Here is a 17,170-nt window from a genome sequence, read left to right on the forward strand (position 1 = left end):
GCTCCCAAGCCGGCCCGTGCTGGCGATGTGCTCGCGGCTCTATGCCGCGAGCATCGCCGTCCCCTCGGGGGACCGGCTGGACCCGCCCGCGTTCAGCGGTGCGGGTCCAGACGAGGGGCTCACGTTCTGCATCAGAACTTGATCGAGGCGCCCAGGGTGAAGGCACGCCCGTACCGGTAGTAGCCATTGGGCAGGCTGACATTCCCGTTGCCCAGCTTGGGCGCCTGCACCGCATCGGTCAGGTTGTTGCCTTCCAGGCTGATGCGCAGCCACTGGTTCACCTCGTAGGCCACTTGCGCGGTCACCCAGGTCGTGGCGTTGGCGGTCTCGTTGAAGTTGGCGCCGATGACGTTGGTGGCGGTGACGAAGGCGTCGGTGTGGTCGGCCGTCGCGCTCATGCTCCACGGGCCCTTCTCGTACAGCACACCGAACGACGCGGTGGCCGGCGCGATGCCTTCAAGCGGCCGCTCCACGTCGGCCACCCAGCTGCGCGACTTGTTGCGCGTGTACTGCGCACGCACGCCGAAGCCGTTGTCGAACAGGTGCTGGAAGCCGACCTCGAAGCCGCGCGCGGTGGCCTTGTCGCCGTTGATGGGGCGCTGCACATTGAACAGCCGGCCGCCCGGCGCGCCGATGTCCTGGCCCGACAGCCACAGGTTGGTGATCTGGTTCTTGATGTTCTTCTGGTAGACGGCAAAGGTCAGCGCCGAGTCCTTGGCGTAGTACCACTCCAGCGACGCGTCGACCTGGCGGGCGCTGTACGGCTTGAGCTCGGCGTTGCCGCCGAAGATCTGCGTGAAGTCGCCCCAGGAGATGCTGGCCGTCGTGTTGGTCGGCGCGAGCTTGTCCACCGCCGGGCGCGCCATCGTCTTGGCCGCGCCCAGGCGCAGCTGCAGGTCGGGCGTGAACAGCCAGGTGAAGTTGGCCGACGGCAGCGCGAAGCTGTAGGTGGCCTGCTGCTGTACGACGGACGGCGCGGCGTAGACGGCCGTGTAGTTGAAGGCGCCGTTCTCGACGATGTCGAGGATCTTCGCGTCCCAGGCCTGGGCGGTGGTCTTGGTGCGCACGAAGCGCACGCCGACGTCCGCGTTCCAGCTTTCACCGGACAGGTCGGCCTGCACGAAGGCGGTCGTCGTCTTCTCGGTGACGCGGTAGCTCTCCAGCGGGTTCCACGTCGGCGCCGACAGTGTGGAGCTGTAGACACCGCCGCCGGGGCGCGGCTTGCCGTCCCAGGACTTCAGCGCCTCGGCGTAGTTCGCGACGTCGAAGCCCAGGAAGCTGCGCGGGAAGTTGCCGCTGACGCCACTGAGGAAGCCCGACGGGTTCAGCGTCTGGTTGATGACGTTGCCGCCCAGCGCGCCGACGTTGATCGCGCTGGCGCCGGAGTAGTGATCGGCGCCGCCGTTGAGCGAGTTGTTGATCAGGTCGCGCGACTTCTTGCGGTTGGTCTGGTTCAGGCCGAACTTCAGCTTGTCGATGTTGAAGCGGTCCAGCGTCCACTCGGCGTCCACCTTGGCGCCGTTGATCCGGTCGTCGATGTTGTCGCCGGCACGGCTGTAGTAGTGGGTGTTGAAGTCGCTGGCCTTGAACAGGCCCTGGGCCAGGCCGGTCTGCAGGTCGCGGCCGTCGGCGAAGGTGGTCTTCACGTCGGGCACGGCCGAGCCGGTGAGCTGGATGCGCGTGACGTTGGGCTGGTTCATGCGCAGCACGACATAGCTGTCGTTGCCGCCCGAATGGCGCCTGGACGTGGACTCGTACAGGTCGCCCACCAGCTTCAGCGTCGGCGACAGCTTCCACTCGGCGTTGGCGCCGTACATCGCGGTGTCGACGACGCGGTACTCCGTCTTGTTCAGCAGTTCGGGGTTGAGCCGCATCTCGGGGTCGGTGCTGCTCAGCGTCAGGTCGGTCACCACGCCGTTGGTGATCTTCATGTTGGACCAGCGGCCCGGCGCGTACAGCGGGTAGAACGACAGCTGGTAACCCACCTGCGGCGAGTTCAGCCGCGTCTTGAAGCCGTCCACGACGACCTTCACGTCGCTGCTGGGCCGCCACTCCACCTTGCCCGACAGCGCCAGGCGCTTCTTGTTCTCCATGATGGAGCCGAAGCGGAACTGGCCGGGGCCGATCAGCCCTTCCTCGTTGGCGTCCAGCTGGCCGTTGCCGTTGGGGTCGATGGCGCCGCCCCAGGTGTTGCCCCACTGCCAGAACTGGCTGGGGTCGCTGGGGATGGGGTTGCGGCTCCAGCCGCCGTCGTTGCCGGCCGTGTCGGTGCGCACGTCGCGCTTGGCGTACACCAGGCCCAGCAGCACGCCCAGCTGGTCGCCGAAGGTGTTGCTGTACGTGGCCGACAGCTTCTTGCCGTTCAGCTCGCTCATCTGGTTGCGGTCCGCCTCCAGGCGCAGCAAGCCGCGCTGGCCCTTCTGGTCGAACGGGCTGGCGGAGCGCAGGTTCACCAGGCCGCCGATGGCGCCTTCCATCAGCGAGGCCTGCGTGGACTTGACGACGTCGGCACCGCTGATGACGTCGGCGGGCAGCACGTCGTAGGCGAAGTAGCGGCCCGCGCTGTCGGTGCCCAGCAGGCGGCTGTTGAAGGTGGTGATCGTGTACTCGGGCCCCAGGCCGCGGATGCTGACCTTCTGGCCTTCGCCGCCGGCCGTGCGGCTGATGGACACGCCGGTGATGTGGCTCAGCGAATCGGCCACGTTGTTGTCGGGGAAGCGGCCCAGCTCGGTCGCGCTGATGCTGTCCTGCACGCCGGCGGCGTTGCGCTTGAGCGAGAGCGACTTCTGCAGGCTGGCGCGGGTGCCTGTCACTTCCACCCGGTCCAGCTCGGCAACGTCCTTGTCGGTCTTGGCAGGCGCGTCCTGGGCGGCCTGCTGAGCCAGGGCCGGGGCGGCGGCACCGGCAGCGGCCAGTGCCACCAGGCCGGCCAGCGTCAGGGGGTGCAGCGCGAAGCGGGTGCGGGCGTGCACCGGGGGTTGCAGGCGAGGACTCATCGAACAGTTCCTTTGATCTTGTGTGTCGGGGCTGCCGTCAGGGCAGCGCGATGTCATCTGCTGTGGATGCCGGGGCAGCTCTCCCCCGGTGCGGTGCGCCAGCTCGTCGGAGACCCTCGGAACGGCTTGACGCAAGTCTACGAATTCTTTCGTTTAATTTCGTATATGGTTTTCACCGATGCCGAATGCTTTCGATGAATGATGCCACGAAAGCCTTCCAGCGCGCTGACATCGAGGGAACTCTCCGAGCTATATCGGGATTCGCCTGACACCCACGGAAATTTGCATACGAAAGCCGTCAAGTCGTTGTGTTTTCGTTTTCGTTCGCTTATTCTTTCGCTCGAAAGTTGCCAACGACGCTTTCCAGACCTCACGAAAGATTGAATCCATGCAGAGCACCTGGCTCACCTACGCGCTGATCACGACCCTGCTGTGGGGCCTGTGGGGCGCCTTCACCGGCCTGCCGTCGGAACACGGCTTTCCCGACACGCTGATCTACGTCGTGTGGGCGCTGACCATGATCCCGCCCGCCGTCGTCGTGCTGGCGCGCGCCGGCTGGCGCATTGACCGCGACCGCCGCTCCGTCGTGCTGGGCCTGGCCGTCGGCCTGCTGGGCGCCGGCGGCCAGATGCTGCTGTTCCGCGCGGTGCAGTCGGGGCCGGCCTACCTGATCTTCCCCATCGTGTCGCTGTCGCCGGCGCTGACCATCGCGCTGTCGTTCGGCCTGCTGGGCGAACGCACCGGCAGGCTGGGCATGGCCGGCATCGCGCTGGCGCTGTGCTCGCTGCCGCTGTTCGACCTGCAGCTCGGCCAGGGCGCCCAGGGCCTGGGCGTGTGGTTCGTGCTGGCGCTGTTCGTGCTGGCCGCCTGGGGCCTGCAGGCCTACTTCATCAAGCTGGCCACCGCCGGCACCAGCGCCGAAAGCATCTTCTTCTACATGGCCCTGGGCGCGCTGGCCTGCGTGCCGGTGGCACTGGCGATGACGGACTTCTCCCAGCCCATCCCCTGGGGCTGGCAGGGCCCCGGGCTGGCTGCAGTCACGCAGATCCTCAACGCCGTGGGCGCCCTGACGCTGGTCTACGCCTTCCGCCACGGCAAGGCCATGGTGGTGTCGCCGCTGGTCAATGCCGGCGCGCCGCTGCTGACGGCCGTGCTGTCCATGGCGCTCAGCGGCACCACCCCCGGCGGAGCCAAGTTGCTGGGCGTGGCGCTGGCGCTGCTGGCCGCGCTGCTGCTGGCGCTGCAGCCCGAAACCCCTTCCTCCCCCGCTTCCCAACCCGTTCAAGGAGACGCCGCATGAAGCTCATGCTCGACCTCGTGCGCCGCCACAAGCAGGCCGCCCCCGGCCACGCCGCCATCGGCATCCCGTCGGTCTGTTCCGCCCACCCCGTCGTCATCGCCGCCACGCTGCGCGAATGCGCGGCGCAGGGCCGGCCGGCTCTCATCGAAGCCACGTCCAACCAGGTCAACCAGGACGGCGGCTACACCGGCATGACGCCGCTGGACTTCCGCCGCTACGTGCAGGACATGGCCGCCGCCGAGGGCCTGGCGCCCGAGCTGCTGGTGCTGGGCGGCGACCACCTGGGCCCCAACGCCTGGCGCAAGCTGCCGGCGGCAGCCGCCATGGCCAAGGCCGAGGTCATGGTGGCGCAGTACGTGGCCGCGGGCTTCCGCAAGATCCACCTCGACTGCTCCATGAGCTGCGCCGGCGACCCCGTGCCGCTGCCCGAACCCGAGATCGCCGCCCGCGCGGTGCGCCTGTGCCTGGCGGCCGAACAAGCCTGGCGCGACGCGCCTGACCGCGGCGAGCCGCCGGTCTACGTCATCGGCACCGAAGTGCCCGTGCCCGGCGGCGCGCACGAAGACCTGACCGACCTCGCCGTCACGTCGCCGGAAGCGGCCTCCTCCACGCTGGAACTGCACCGCCACGCCTTCGCGCGCGCCGGCCTGGAGGCCGCCTGGGCCCGCGTCATCGCGATGGTCGTGCAGCCCGGCGTCGAGTTCGACCACCACAAGGTCATCGACTACCGCCCCGAGAAGGCGCGCAGCTTGAGCGCCTTCATCGAACGCCAGCCCGGCCTCGTTTTCGAAGCCCACTCCACCGACTACCAGACCCCAGAGCGCCTGGCGCAGCTGGCGCGCGACCACTTCGCCATCCTGAAGGTGGGCCCCGGCGTGACCTTCGCGCTGCGCGAGACGCTGTGGGCGCTGGCCGCCGTCGAGCGCGAGTGGGTGGGCCACGGCGACGGCCTGGTGGACACGGTGCTGGGCGTCATGCGTGCCGAGCCCGAGCACTGGCGCGGCTACTACCAGGACCCGGCGCGCCTGCATGTCGACCTGGCCTACTCCTTGAGCGACCGCATCCGCTACTACTGGGCCCACCCCGCCGTGCGCGAGGCCTGCCGGACCATGCTCGCCCGCCTCGACGCCGCACCGCCGCCGCTGACGCTGCTGAGCCAGTACCTGCCGCGCCAGTACGAGGCCGTGCGCGACGGCCGCATCGACACGCGCACCGACGCCCTGCTCCGCGACGGCACCGTCCAAGCCCTGCGCCCCTACCTGCACGCCTGCGCCGCCTGAACATGACCCTGCTCCATCTCGCCCCCTCCGACCTCACGCAACGCGGCGCGACGCACACCGCCCGCGAGATCGCCCACCAGCCCGCCGTCTGGCAGACGGTCTACGCCCAACTGCAGGCGGAGCGCCCGTCACTGGACGCCTTCCTGCAGCCGCTGCTCGCGCTGCCCGACCTGCGCATCGTGCTGACCGGCGCCGGCAGCTCCGCCTTCATCGGCCAGTGCCTGGCGCCGGCGCTGCTGAAGCTGCTGGGCCAGCGCCCCGGCATCCGCGTCGAGGCCGTGGCCACGACCGACATCGTCTCCAGCCCCGAGCAATGCCTGCAGCCCGAGGTGCCGACGCTGCTCGTCTCCTTCGCCCGCAGCGGCAACAGCCCCGAGAGCCTGGCTGCCGTGGAGCTGGCCGACCGGCTCGTCCACCGCTGCCACCACCTCGCCGTGACCTGTGCCGCCGAGGGCGTGCTGAACCGCCGCCTCGCCGGCCGGCCGGGCTCGCACGTGCTGCTGCTGCCCGACGAGACGCACGACCGCGCGTTCGCGATGACCTCCAGCTTCACCGGCATGCTGCTGGCGGCCGCCTGGGCCTTCGGCCTGCCGCTGCAGCCCGTGACAACGCTGGCGACCGCCGCGGCAGCGCTGACGGCCGCCGAGACCGACCGCCTGCACGCGCTGGCCGAACAGCCGTTCGAGCGCGTCGTCTACCTCGGCAGCAACGCCCTGCTGGGCCTGGCCCGCGAGGCCGCGCTCAAGCTGCTGGAGCTGACCGACGGCCGGCTCGTGGCGCTGGCGGACTCGCCGCTGGGCTTCCGCCACGGCCCCAAGACCATCCTGAACCACCGGACGCTGGCCATCGTCTTCGTGTCCAACGACCCCTACACCCGCCAGTACGACCTGGACCTGCTGCGCGAACTGCGCCGCCAGGGCCCGGCCCGCGTGCTGGCCGTGGGCACCTTCGGCCCCGAGGCGCTACACGCCGACGACGTGCACCTCGCGCTGCCCGCACAGGCGCCCGACCTGGCGCTGGCACCCGTCGCGCTGGTGTTCGCGCAATGCCTGGCGCTGCTCGCGTCGCTGCAGCGCGGCATCACGCCCGACACGCCCAGCGCCTCGGGCACCGTGACCCGCGTCGTCAGCGGTGTCACCATCCACCCCCTGCACCCCCACCAGGCCTGAGGATGAGCGCCCTGTATCTCGGCATCGACGGCGGCGGCACCAAGACCTCGTTCGTCGTCATCGACGGCGACGGCCGCCGCCTGGCCCGGCACGACGAGCCGACCAGCTACTACCTGGAGATCGGCTTCGACGCGCTGCGCGCGCTGCTGCACCGCGGCGTACAGGCCGTGCTGCACGCCGGCGGCGCGACCGCGGGCGACATCGCCTATGCCTTCGCCGGCCTGCCCGCGCATGGCGAGGACAGCACGCGGCTGGCGGCGTTCGACGCGCTGCTGGCCGGCGTGCTGCCGCGCAGCCGCGTCGGCAACGACATGGTCTGCAGCTGGGCCGGCTCGCTGGCCGGCGCCGACGGCATCAGCCTCGTGGCCGGCACCGGCTCCATCGCCTACGGCGAATGGCAGGGCCGCGGCGCGCGCTGCGGCGGCTGGGGCGAGATCTTCAGCGACGAGGGCTCGGCCCACTGGCTGGCGCGCGAGACGCTGGCGCTGTTCTCCCGCATGGCCGACGGCCGCGCCGAACCCGGCCCGCTGCTGGGCCTGGTGCGCCAGCACTTCGGCCTGGCGGTCGACCTGGACCTGTGCGCCGCCATCAACGGCAACGCCGCGCGCAGCGAGCTGGCCCAGATCGCCCGGCTGACGACCGCCGCCGCCAGCGCCGGCGACACCCAGGCCCGCCAGCTGCTCGTGCGCGCCGGCGACGAACTGGCGCTGCTGGCCGCCGGCATCGCCCGCAACCTCGCGCTGCCGGCCGGCACGGCCGTGCCGGTGTCCTACAGCGGCGGCGTGTTCGCGGCCGGCGAGCTGGTGCTGGGGCCGCTGCAGGCGGCGCTGGCCCGCCGCCTGCCCGGTGCCACGCTGGTGCGCCCGCGCTTCGGCCCCGAGCTGGGCGCGGCGCTGTACGCCACGCGGCTGGCCGGCCGGGTGCTGTCCGACGACGCGCTGGCCCGGCTGCAGGCGTGACGCGCGAAACCGGTCGATATCATTCGAAAGTCACCCGCGACTTTCGCCCGCTCATGCCCACCTCTGCCTCGTTGCCGGCAAAAAACGAAAGCCCGCTGCTCATCGACGAGCGGCGCCGGCTGATCCGCGAGCTGGTGCAGACGCAGGGCCGCGTCACGGTGGACGAGCTGGCCGAGCGGTTCCACACCTCGGTCGTCACCATCCGCAGCGACCTCAACGCGCTGGCCGCCACCGGCGCCGTGCTGCGCACGCATGGCGGCGCGCTGGCCCAGCGCGACACCGAGGAAGTGCCCATCGGCGTGAAGCAGAAGCTGCGCCACGAGCAGAAGGTGCGCATCGCCGTCGAGGCCGCCCGGATGATCCGCGACGGCGAAACCATCCTGCTGGACTCGGGCTCGACGACCGAGGAGATCGCCAAGCAGATCCGCGGCCTGCGGCTGACGTCGCTGAACGTCATCACCAACGCGCTGAACATCGCCGCGCTGCTGGCCACCGTGCCGCACATCAACCTCATCATGCCCGGCGGCCAGCTGCGGCCCAACTCCTACTCGCTGTCCGGCCCCCAGGCCGTGGCCGCGCTGCAGGGCCTGCATGCCGACCGCCTGTTCCTCGGCGTCGACAGCCTGGACCCCGACATCGGCCTGATGACGCCGCACCTGCTCGAAGCGCAGCTCAACGCGCAGATGATGAAGATCAGCCGCCAGGTCATCGCCGTGGCGGACGCCTCCAAGCTGATGAAGCGCAACCTGTCCGTCATCGGGCCCGTGGAGCAGCTGGACATGCTGATCACCGACAACAACGCCGACCCGGCCATCGTCGACCAGCTGCGCGGGCGGGGCATCGAGGTGGTGCTGGCCTGAAGCCGCCCGGTCAGCCCGCCACGTAGCCCGCCAGCCCGTCCACCAGCGCGTCGAACACGACGCGGCAGGCGGCGTTCTGGCGCAGGTCCTCGTGCATCGCGACCCAGGTGTCCAGCGGCCAGCTGAACTGTTCGGGCAGCACGCGCTCCAGCCGGGGCTCGCGGCGCGCCAGCGCGAGCTGGCACACACCGATGCCGGCGCCCGCGCGCACCAGCGCCATCTGGGCCAGGTCGGAATCGCTGCGCAGCGAGAAGCTCTCGCGGCGGATGCCGCCCAGCCGCTGCGCGCCGGCGCGGATGAACGGCGTGACGGTGTCGAACCCGATCAGCGTGTGGCCGCCCAGATCCGCCAGCGAGGCCGGCCGGCCGCAACGGTCCAGATACGACGGGTGGGCATGCAGGCCCAGCGTGATGTTGCCGATGTGGCGCGCGATGAGCTGGCCCTGCTCCGGCGGCGTCATGCGCACGGCGATGTCGGCCTCGCGGCGCAGCAGGTCCTGCAGGCGGTTGCTCAGGGCCAGCTCCACCACCAGCCCGGGGTGGCGCTCGCGCAGCGCCGCGATGAGCGGCGGCAGCACCTCCACGCCGATGACCTCGCTGGCCGTCACGCGCACGGTGCCCGCCGGCTCGGCGCCGCGCGTGGCGGCGCGCTGCAGCGCGGCCGCGGCCGTCTCCATCTGCTCGGCATGGCCCCGCAGCGCCAGCGCCGCCTCGGTGGGCAGCAGCCCCGCGGGTGAACGTGTGAACAGCACCTGGCCCAGCGCGGCCTCCAGCGCCGCGATATGCCGGCCAACCGTGGGCTGCGTGAGGCCCAGCTGGCGCGCCGCGCCGGACAGCGAACCCTCGCGCAACACGCCCAGCAGCGTGTGCAGCAGCTCCCAGGGCAGCGTTGAAGTCATGCATAAATGTATAGCCGCACCGCCAACTTCAGCAATTTCCAAACAGGTGGCCGCTTTCCAGAATGCCGGCATCAACTCTTGGAGCAGGTGATGAACGGCAAGGACAGGACCGCGCTGGTGCTCGGCGCCAGCGGCGGCATTGGCGGCGAAGTGGCGCGCCAGCTGCGCGATGCGGGCTGGACGGTGAAGGCGCTCCAGCGCGGCCTGGCGGCGGCACACGAGCGGCGCGACGGCCTGCTCTGGCTGCGCGGCGACGCGCTGAACGCCGCCGACGTGGCCGAGGCGGCATGCGGCTGCGGCGTCATCGTGCACGCCGTCAACCCGCCCGGCTACCGCGACTGGGACCGCCTCGTGCTGCCGATGCTGGGCAACAGCATCGCCGCCGCGCAGACGGAGGGCGCCACGCTGGTGCTGCCCGGCACGGTCTACAACTTCGGGCCCGACGCCTTCCACGCGCCGCTGCGCGAGGACGCGCCGCAGCACCCCGTCACGCGCAAGGGCGCCATCCGCGTGCAGATGGAGGCGCAGTTGCGCGCGGCCAGCGAGCACGGCGCGCGCGTCGTCATCGTCCGCGCCGGCGACTTCTTCGGCCCGCGGGCCGGCAACAACTGGTTCTCGCAGGGCCTCGTCAAGCCGGGCCAGCCCGTCACCACCATCAGCAACCCCGCCGCGCCGGGCGTGGGCCACCAGTGGGCCTACCTGCCCGACGTGGCCCGCACGATGGTGGCGCTGCTGGCGCGGCGCGACACGCTGCCCGCGTTCGCCAGCTTCCACATGGCCGGCCACTGGGACGCCACCGGCCGCCAGATGGCCGAAGCCATCCAGCGCGTGGCCGCCCGCCACGGCGCCGCGCCGCGCATCGCCGCCCTGCCCTGGTGGCTGCTGAACGTGGCCGGGCTGTTCGTCACCACCTTCCGCGAGATGCGCGAGATGCGCTACCTGTGGCGGCAGCCGGTGCGCATGGACAACGCCCGCCTCGTCGCCACGCTGGGCCACGAGCCGCACACGCCGCTGGACGAGGCCGTCGAGACCGCGCTGCGCGGCCTGGGCTGCCTGCCCGCGCACCCCGCCGCCGGCATGGCCGCCGCGAACGGATAGCTCAGGATAGCGCTACCATTTGCCTTCTTTCGAGGAGACGACGGTGGCAGAAGACGGCAAGAAGGCCTCCCGGCTGCGCAGCCAGGGCTGGTTCGGCGGGCGCGACAAGATGGGCTTCGTGCACCGCGCCTGGCTGCGCAACCAGGGCTACCCGGACGACTACTTCGGCGGCAAGCCCGTCATCGGCATCTGCAACACCTGGAGCGAGCTGACGCCGTGCAACGGTCACCTGCGCGAGCTGGCCGAGTCGGTCAAGCGCGGCGTGCTGGAGGCCGGCGGCGTGCCGCTGGAGTTCCCGGTCATGTCGCTGGGCGAGACGATCATGAAGCCGACAACCATGCTGTTCCGCAACCTCGCGAGCATGGACGTCGAGGAATCCATCCGCGCCAACCCGCTGGACGGCGTCGTGCTGATGACGGGCTGCGACAAGACCACGCCGTCGCTGCTGATGGGCGCCTGCAGCGTGGGCCTGCCCACGCTGGTGGTGCCCGGCGGGCCGATGCTGAACGGCAAGTTCCGCGGCGGCGAGATCGGCTCGGGCACGTTCAACTGGCAGGTCAAGGCCCGCATCGACAGCGGCGAGTTCACAGCGGCCGACCTGACCGAGGCCGAGGTCTGCGGCGCGCGCAGCGCCGGCCACTGCAACACCATGGGCACGGCGTCGACGATGGCCGTCATGTCGGAAGCGCTGGGCATGACGCTGCCCGGCATGGCGTCCATCCCCGCCGCCGACTCGCGCAAGAAGCTGATGGCGCAGCTGAGCGGGCGGCGTATCGTCGAGATGGTCCAGCAAGACCTGACGCCGGCCCAGGTGCTGACGCGCGCCGCGTTCGAGAACGCCATCGTCGTCAACGCCGCCGTGGGTGGCTCCACCAACCTCATCCTGCACCTGCTGGCCATCGCCGGGCGCATCGGCGTGCCGCTCACGCTGGACGACTTCGACCGCCACGGCAGCCAGGTGCCGCTGCTGGTCAACCTGAAGCCATCGGGTGAACGGCTGATGGAGGACTTCTTCTACGCCGGCGGCCTGTCCGTCGTCATGAAGGAACTGGGAGCGCTGCTGCACCGCGGCGCGCTGACGGTCAACGGCCGCACGCTGGACGACAACTACCGCGAGGCCCGCTGCTGGGACCCCGCCGTCATCCGCCCGCTGGACCAGCCGCTGCAGCCCGCCGCCGGCATCGCCGTGCTGCACGGCAACCTGTGCGAGCAGGGCGCCGTCATCAAGCCCTCGGCCGCCACGCCGGCGCTGCTGCGGCACCGCGGCCCGGCCGTCGTCTTCACGAGCATGGAGGACTACCACGCCCGCATCGACGACCCGGCGCTGCCCATCAGCGCCGACAGCGTCATCGTGCTGCAGGGCGTGGGCCCGCGCGGCTACCCCGGCATGCCCGAGGTCGGCAACGTGGACCTGCCGCGCAAGCTCGTGGAGGCTGGCGTGACGGACATGGTGCGCATCTCAGACGGCCGCATGAGCGGCACGGCCTACGGCACCGTCGTGCTGCACGTGGCACCCGAGTCGGCCGCCGGCGGCACGCTGGCGCTGGTGCGCGACGGCGACCTCATCGAGCTGGACGTGCCGGCGCGCCGGCTGCAGCTGCTGGTCGGCGACGAGGAACTGGCGCGCCGCCGCGCCGCCTGGGTGCCGCCCGCGCCGCTGGCGACGCGGGGCTACGTGAAGCTCTACGTGGACCACGTGCAGCAGGCTCACCTCGGCGCGGACCTGGACCTGCTCGTCGGCGCGTCAGGCTCGGTCGTGGAGCGCGATTCCCACTGACCCGCCAGGCGCCCGCCGGGCCCGCGCGCCGCCAGCAGACGATCAGAGCGTCAGCTGCCCGTGCACGCCCTCGTCCACGCGCTTGCCGACGACGGCGCCGAACAGCATCTTGATGCCCGCGATCACCGTGCCGTGACGGTTGTCCCAGTACTCGCCGCTGACGGGGTCCACCCGCAGCAGGCAGATGCGCGGATCGCTCTCGCCCTCGGTGAACCAGGCCCGCATCTTGGGGCTCCACAGCCGGTGGATGGTGGCGGGGTCGGTGACCTGCGTGGCCTCGCCGTCCAGCTTCAGGTGGCCGGCGTTGTCGCCCTCCTTGAAGAACAGCGTCACGCGCGGATCGCGGTCCAGCTCGACGTTCTTCAGGCTGTCGACCTCGGTGAAGAACCACAGCGCGCCGCTGCCCTCCTCCACTTCCGTGACCGTCATGGGCCGGGCATGCAGCTGCGAGTTCAGCCCCAGCGTGCAGAAGAAGCAGCTGTTGCCGGCGTTCACCATCTCCGCGATCTTCTTCGCGGCGGCGGCGCCGCTGAGGTTCTCTTCCGTGCCGAGCTCGTCGTCGCGGGATGCATCCAAGCGTTGGTCGTCCACAGGAAGGCTCCGGGTGTCGTCAATGAAGGCTGCCAGCGTAGGCAGCGCGCCGCCGCCAACGCGTCGGCCGGCAGGACGGACAGCTGTCGGACAACGCGGCCGTAACATCCCGCCCAGCTCACTCGCCAGGACTTCTCCATGACCTACTGCGTCGCGATGCGTCTGCGCGCCGGCCTGCTGTTCGCGTCCGACACCCGCACCAACGCCGGCGTCGACCACATCGCCAGCTTCCGCAAGATGTACCAGTTCCAGATTCCGCACCAGCGCGAGATCGTCGTGCTGGCCGCGGGCAACCTGGCGACGACGCAGTCCGTCATGTCGCTGATGAACCAGCGCCTGCACGGCGACGGCGAGCACCTGCTCAACGTGCCCACGCTCTACGATGCCGCCGTGCTGCTGGGCCGCACGCTGAAGGAAGTGGTGGGGCGCGACACCGGCGACGGCCAGCGCAGCCAGGGCGTGGACTTCGGCGCCAACTTCCTGCTGGGCGGCCAGATCCAGGGCGAGGGCCCGCGGCTGTTCCACGTCTACCCGCAGGGCAACTTCATCGAGGCGACCGAGGACACGCCCTACTTCCAGATCGGCGAGAGCAAGTACGGCAAGCCCATCATCGACCGCGTCATCCGATACGACACCACGGCGCTGGACGAGGCGGCCAAATGCACGCTGGTCAGCTTCGACTCCACCATCCAGTCCAACCTGTCGGTGGGCCTGCCCATCGACATGGTGATGCTGCGCGCCAACCAGTTCGAGCAGGCCATGCAGCCGCCGCACCGCATCGAGCGCGACGACCCCTACTTCCTGGCGCTGCGCAAGGGCTGGAGCGCCGGCCTGCGCAAGGTGTTCGACGAACTACCCAACGAGCCGTGGTTTGATGCTTGAGCCCCTCGCCCGGTCTTGCGCCGCTGGACGCGGGCCAGCCCGGTCGGGCCCCCGAGGGGACGGCGATGCTCGCGGGGCGGCCCGGCGCTCGGCCCGAAACAGGCACGACGGCCGCAGAGCGTCCTGTCGCGGCGAGCCGACAGCCTTCAGACGGGCCCGAGCACCCGCATCGAATAGTCGACGGCCCTGACGTCCTTCGTCAGCCGGCCGATGGAGATGCGGTCCACGCCGGTGGCGGCGATCCAGCGCAGCTGATCCAGCGCGACGCCGCCCGACACCTCCAGCAAGGCACGGCCCGCGTTCACCGCGACGGCCTCGCGCATCTGCGTCTCGGTGAAGTTGTCCAGCAGCACGCTGACGGCGCCGGCGTCCAGCGCCTCGTGCAGCTGGGCGATGTTCTCGACCTCGATCTGGATGTCCACGCCCGCGTTCAAGGCCTGCGCCGCGCGCAGCGCCAGCGCCACGCCGCCGGCCGCGGCGATGTGGTTCTCCTTGATGAGGATGCCGGCATACAGCGCCAGCCGCTGGTTCTGCCCGCCGCCCACGCGCACCGCGTACTTCTGCGCCAGGCGCAGGCCCGGCAGGGTCTTGCGCGTGTCCAGGATCGCGCAGCCGTTGGCGTTGGGGCTGGCACCGGCCACGGCGTCCACGTGGGCGCGCGTGATCGTCGCCGTTCCGGACAGCAGCTGCAGGAAGTTCAGCGCCGGCCGCTCGGCGCTGAGCAGCAGGCGGCCATCGGCCTCGATGCGGCAGACGATGCTGTCCGCCGTCATGGCGGCGCCTTCGTCGTACAGCCAGTCGATGCGGCTGCTGGCGTCCAGCGCGGCGAACACGCCGTCGAACCAGTCGCGCCCGCACAGCACGGCCGCCTCGCGCACGCGCACCTGCGCGGCCACGCGCCGGCCCGCGGGCACCAGCTGGGCCGTCCAGTCGCAGCGGCCGATGTCCTCGGCCAGCGCGTCGCGGATGTTGCGCGCGCGGGCCAGTTCCAGCGTCTCTTCGGTGAACATCACTCGGGCTGCCCCACGGTCAGCGTGATGTCGCCCAGGCCCTCGATGTGCCCCGTGATGACATCGCCCGGCACCACGGCGCCGACGCCGGCCGGCGTGCCCGTGTAGATCAGGTCGCCGGGGTGCAGGTGGTACAGGTGCGACAGGTTGGACACGATCTCGGCCTGGCTCCAGATCATGTCGGCCAGGTCGCCGCGCTGCTTCTCAACGCCGTTCACGGCCAGCGTGATGGCGCCCTGCTCCAGCAGGCCCACGTCGGCCACGCGGGCGATGTCGGACAGGATGGCCGACTGGTCGAAGCCCTTGGCGGTGTCCCACGGCTTGCCGCCGGCCTTGGCCGTGGCCTGCAGGTCGCGGCGCGTCATGTCCAGGCCCGCGGCATAGCCCCAGATGGCGGCCTTGGCGGCCTCGGGCGTGACCTTGAACACCGGCGCGCCGATGGCGATGACCAGCTCCATCTCGTAGTGGTAGTTCTTGGTTTCAGTCGGATACGGCACCGTGGCGCCCGACGGGGTCAGCGCACTGGCGGGTTTGGTGAAATAGAACGGTGGCTCGCGCGTCGGGTCGGCGCCCATCTCACGGGCATGATCGGCATAGTTGCGGCCCACGCAGAAGATGCGGCTGACCGCGTAACGGGCGTCGCTGCCGCGCACGGCGGCGCTGGGAATCTCGGCCGGAGGGAAGACGAAGTTGCTCATGGCATGGCATCGACGAGGAAATGAGGGGGCAAAGCATACTGGGCCGGCCCTGGCGCTGCTGCTGCTCGCGCTGCTGGCCGGCTGCGCCACCCGCACGCCCGCGCCCGCCGACCGCGACGGCCCCCAGCCCAACCCGCCGGCCGAGCTGGCCAAGGTGCCCGACGCCGTGCCGCGCGTGGAGCCCATCCGCGTGGGCGGCCCCAACAAGCCCTACGAGGTGCTAGGCGAGCGCTACCTGCCGCTGACCGGCGACGACCCCTACCTGGACCGCGGCCTGGCCTCCTGGTACGGCCGCAAGTTCCACGGCCGGCCCACGGCCAGCGGCGAGGTCTACAACATGTACGCGATGACGGCGGCGCATCCGACGCTGCCCATCCCGAGCTATGCCCGCGTGCGCAACCCGGCCAACGGCCGCGAGGTCATCGTGCGCGTCAACGACCGCGGGCCCTTCCACAAGGGCCGCGTCATCGACCTGAGCTACACCGCCGCGCTGAAGCTGGACCTGCTGCGCGGCGTGGCGCCGGTGGAGGTGCGGCGCATCACCTACGCCGAGATCCGCGCCGGCAGCTGGGGCAAGCCCGCCAGCGAGCCGCCCCCCGTCTTCGTGCCCGAACCGACGCCCGGCGCGCCGCAGCGCGACACCACGGCCACGCTGGCCGCCGCCGGCAGCGGCATCTGGCTGCAGTTCGGCGCCTTCTCCCGGCTGGACGGCGCAGAGGCGCTGCGCCAGAAGGTCGCCGAGGCCGACCTCAGCCTGCTGCCGCTGCTGACCATCGTGCGCGAGGCCGGCCTGCACCGGCTGCGCGCCGGCCCGTTCCCGAGCGTCGACGAGGCCCGCGCGTCGGCCGCGCGGCTGCGCGACGAGGGCGGCGTGGAGTCCACGCTGGTCGAGAAGCGCTAGGGGGGGTCAACGCCCACCCGCCACGTCCAGCAGCGCGCCTACCGTGTAGCTGGCCGCGTCGGACAGCAGCCACACGATCGCCTCGGCGATCTCGTCCGGCCGGCCCAGGCGCTGGATGGGGATGGTCAGCGCCACGCCGGAGGCGTCCATGCCGCTGTTGGCATGGATGTCCGTCTCGATGACGCCGGGCCGCACGCCGTTGACGCGGATGCCCTCGGCGATCAGCTCGCGGGCCAGGCCCCGGGTCAGCGTGTCGACCGCCCCCTTGGTGGCGGCGTAATCCACGTAGATGCCGGCCGAGCCGAACTCCGCCGCGCGTGAACTCAGGTTGACGATGGCGCCGCCCGCGCCGCCGCGCGCCGTGCTCATGCGCCGCGCGGCCTGCTGGCAGCACAGCAGCGTGCCCACCACGTTGACGTCGAACAGCCGGCGCCAGCGCGCGGGGGTCATGTCTTGCAGCCGCGCCTGCGGCGCGACGATGCCGGCGTTGTTGACCAGCCCCGCCAGCCGGCCGCCGGCGTCGTCCAGGCGCTCGAACATGCGGGCGACCTGGGCCTCGTCGGCGACGTCGGCCTGCAGCGTCACCGCACGCCGGCCCAGCCCGTGCAATCTGGCCGCCAAGGCCTCGGCGGCGGCGCTATCCTGCGCGTAGTTGATGGCCACGTCCCAGCCGGCCTCGGCGCAGCGCCAGGCCGTGGCTGCGCCGATGCCGCGCGATCCCCCGGTGATCAAGACCCAATCCGCCATGGCC

15 protein-coding genes are annotated in these 17,170 nt (G+C 71.2%); 9 read left to right on the plus strand and 6 right to left on the minus strand.

Annotation, left to right across the window (positions count from 1 at the left end; genetic code table 11):
- Positions 1-131: 131 nt before the first annotated feature.
- Positions 132-2,996 (minus strand): TonB-dependent receptor, encoded by a 2,865-nt coding sequence (locus ACG04Q_RS22265; RefSeq protein WP_394513679.1) that lies wholly within the window; start codon positions 2,994-2,996, stop codon positions 132-134.
- Between the two features lie 388 nt (positions 2,997-3,384).
- On the opposite strand from ACG04Q_RS22265, the gene ACG04Q_RS22270 reads away from it, so the two are divergent.
- The 5 genes from ACG04Q_RS22270 to ACG04Q_RS22290 are packed head-to-tail and all read left to right on the plus strand — an operon-like array spanning position 3,385 to position 8,564.
- A complete protein-coding gene (locus ACG04Q_RS22270) occupies positions 3,385-4,296 on the plus strand; it encodes an EamA family transporter (RefSeq protein WP_394513680.1) in 912 nt (303 codons plus the stop codon).
- Positions 4,293-5,576 carry a D-tagatose-bisphosphate aldolase, class II, non-catalytic subunit gene (locus tag ACG04Q_RS22275; protein ID WP_394513681.1) on the plus strand — a complete coding sequence of 428 codons (1,284 nt, stop codon included), beginning with the start codon at positions 4,293-4,295 and terminating at the stop codon, positions 5,574-5,576. The genes ACG04Q_RS22270 and ACG04Q_RS22275 overlap by 4 nt, the downstream gene beginning before the upstream one ends.
- Before the next feature lie 2 nt (positions 5,577-5,578).
- Complete coding sequence (locus ACG04Q_RS22280) at positions 5,579-6,745, plus strand: SIS domain-containing protein (protein ID WP_394513682.1); 1,167 nt, start codon at positions 5,579-5,581, stop codon at positions 6,743-6,745.
- 2 nt (positions 6,746-6,747) lie between these two features.
- Complete coding sequence (locus ACG04Q_RS22285; protein ID WP_394513684.1) at positions 6,748-7,704, plus strand: N-acetylglucosamine kinase; 957 nt, start codon at positions 6,748-6,750, stop codon at positions 7,702-7,704.
- Between the two features lie 53 nt (positions 7,705-7,757).
- Positions 7,758-8,564 carry a DeoR/GlpR family DNA-binding transcription regulator gene (locus ACG04Q_RS22290; protein WP_394513686.1) on the plus strand — a complete coding sequence of 269 codons (807 nt, stop codon included), beginning with the start codon at positions 7,758-7,760 and terminating at the stop codon, positions 8,562-8,564.
- Between the two features lie 10 nt (positions 8,565-8,574).
- Here the strand turns inward: ACG04Q_RS22290 and ACG04Q_RS22295 are convergent, their stop codons facing one another.
- Entirely contained in the window at positions 8,575-9,462 is an 888-nt protein-coding gene (locus tag ACG04Q_RS22295) for a LysR family transcriptional regulator (protein ID WP_394513687.1), read from the minus strand.
- Between the two features lie 90 nt (positions 9,463-9,552).
- Here ACG04Q_RS22295 and ACG04Q_RS22300 point away from each other — a divergent pair, with 90 nt between their 5' ends.
- On the plus strand, positions 9,553-10,560 hold the full coding sequence (locus tag ACG04Q_RS22300; RefSeq protein WP_394513688.1) for an NAD-dependent epimerase/dehydratase family protein: 1,008 nt from the start codon (positions 9,553-9,555) through the stop codon (positions 10,558-10,560).
- Between the two features lie 43 nt (positions 10,561-10,603).
- Positions 10,604-12,337: an IlvD/Edd family dehydratase gene (locus ACG04Q_RS22305; protein WP_394513736.1), complete on the plus strand. Its 1,734-nt coding sequence runs from the start codon at positions 10,604-10,606 to the stop codon at positions 12,335-12,337.
- Positions 12,338-12,379: 42 nt separating this feature from the next.
- Here the strand turns inward: ACG04Q_RS22305 and ACG04Q_RS22310 are convergent, their stop codons facing one another.
- The gene (locus ACG04Q_RS22310) at positions 12,380-12,928 is read right to left on the minus strand and encodes a pyridoxamine 5'-phosphate oxidase family protein (protein ID WP_394513689.1); all 549 of its coding nucleotides are present in this window, start codon (positions 12,926-12,928) and stop codon (positions 12,380-12,382) included.
- A 138-nt stretch (positions 12,929-13,066) separates the two neighbouring features.
- Between ACG04Q_RS22310 and ACG04Q_RS22315 the strand changes: the two genes are divergently transcribed.
- Positions 13,067-13,810: a proteasome-type protease gene (locus tag ACG04Q_RS22315; RefSeq protein ID WP_394513690.1), complete on the plus strand. Its 744-nt coding sequence runs from the start codon at positions 13,067-13,069 to the stop codon at positions 13,808-13,810.
- A 146-nt stretch (positions 13,811-13,956) separates the two neighbouring features.
- On the opposite strand, the gene nadC is transcribed toward ACG04Q_RS22315, so the two are convergent.
- Positions 13,957-14,820: a carboxylating nicotinate-nucleotide diphosphorylase gene (gene nadC, locus ACG04Q_RS22320; protein ID WP_394513691.1), complete on the minus strand. Its 864-nt coding sequence runs from the start codon at positions 14,818-14,820 to the stop codon at positions 13,957-13,959.
- Entirely contained in the window at positions 14,820-15,518 is a 699-nt protein-coding gene (locus tag ACG04Q_RS22325) for a fumarylacetoacetate hydrolase family protein (protein ID WP_394513692.1), read from the minus strand. Before ACG04Q_RS22325 ends, nadC begins: the two co-directional genes overlap by 1 nt.
- Here ACG04Q_RS22325 and ACG04Q_RS22330 point away from each other — a divergent pair.
- Positions 15,517-16,419 (plus strand): septal ring lytic transglycosylase RlpA family protein, encoded by a 903-nt coding sequence (locus tag ACG04Q_RS22330; RefSeq protein ID WP_394513693.1) that lies wholly within the window; start codon positions 15,517-15,519, stop codon positions 16,417-16,419. The two genes, ACG04Q_RS22325 and ACG04Q_RS22330, sit on opposite strands and share 2 nt — an antisense overlap.
- A 6-nt stretch (positions 16,420-16,425) precedes the next feature.
- Here ACG04Q_RS22330 and ACG04Q_RS22335 read toward each other — a convergent pair whose 3' ends face one another.
- Positions 16,426-17,166 carry an SDR family oxidoreductase gene (locus tag ACG04Q_RS22335; RefSeq protein WP_394513694.1) on the minus strand — a complete coding sequence of 247 codons (741 nt, stop codon included), beginning with the start codon at positions 17,164-17,166 and terminating at the stop codon, positions 16,426-16,428.
- Positions 17,167-17,170: the final 4 nt, after the last annotated feature.

Origin of the sequence: Pelomonas lactea (assembly GCF_043555885.1) — a bacterium.
Taxonomy (GTDB): domain Bacteria; phylum Pseudomonadota; class Gammaproteobacteria; order Burkholderiales; family Burkholderiaceae_C; genus Pelomonas; species Pelomonas lactea.

Coding starts and splice junctions, on each gene's coding strand:
- ACG04Q_RS22265 (WP_394513679.1), bottom strand. CDS start 2,996: ATGAGTCCTCGCCTGCAACCCCCGGTGCACGCCCGCACCCGCTTCGCG.
- ACG04Q_RS22270 (WP_394513680.1), top strand. CDS start 3,385: ATGCAGAGCACCTGGCTCACCTACGCGCTGATCACGACCCTGCTGTGG.
- ACG04Q_RS22275 (WP_394513681.1), top strand. CDS start 4,293: ATGAAGCTCATGCTCGACCTCGTGCGCCGCCACAAGCAGGCCGCCCCC.
- ACG04Q_RS22280 (WP_394513682.1), top strand. CDS start 5,579: ATGACCCTGCTCCATCTCGCCCCCTCCGACCTCACGCAACGCGGCGCG.
- ACG04Q_RS22285 (WP_394513684.1), top strand. CDS start 6,748: ATGAGCGCCCTGTATCTCGGCATCGACGGCGGCGGCACCAAGACCTCG.
- ACG04Q_RS22290 (WP_394513686.1), top strand. CDS start 7,758: ATGCCCACCTCTGCCTCGTTGCCGGCAAAAAACGAAAGCCCGCTGCTC.
- ACG04Q_RS22295 (WP_394513687.1), bottom strand. CDS start 9,462: ATGACTTCAACGCTGCCCTGGGAGCTGCTGCACACGCTGCTGGGCGTG.
- ACG04Q_RS22300 (WP_394513688.1), top strand. CDS start 9,553: ATGAACGGCAAGGACAGGACCGCGCTGGTGCTCGGCGCCAGCGGCGGC.
- ACG04Q_RS22315 (WP_394513690.1), top strand. CDS start 13,067: ATGACCTACTGCGTCGCGATGCGTCTGCGCGCCGGCCTGCTGTTCGCG.
- nadC (WP_394513691.1), bottom strand. CDS start 14,820: ATGTTCACCGAAGAGACGCTGGAACTGGCCCGCGCGCGCAACATCCGC.
- ACG04Q_RS22330 (WP_394513693.1), top strand. CDS start 15,517: ATGGCATGGCATCGACGAGGAAATGAGGGGGCAAAGCATACTGGGCCG.
- ACG04Q_RS22325 (WP_394513692.1), bottom strand. CDS start 15,518: ATGAGCAACTTCGTCTTCCCTCCGGCCGAGATTCCCAGCGCCGCCGTG.
- ACG04Q_RS22335 (WP_394513694.1), bottom strand. CDS start 17,166: ATGGCGGATTGGGTCTTGATCACCGGGGGATCGCGCGGCATCGGCGCA.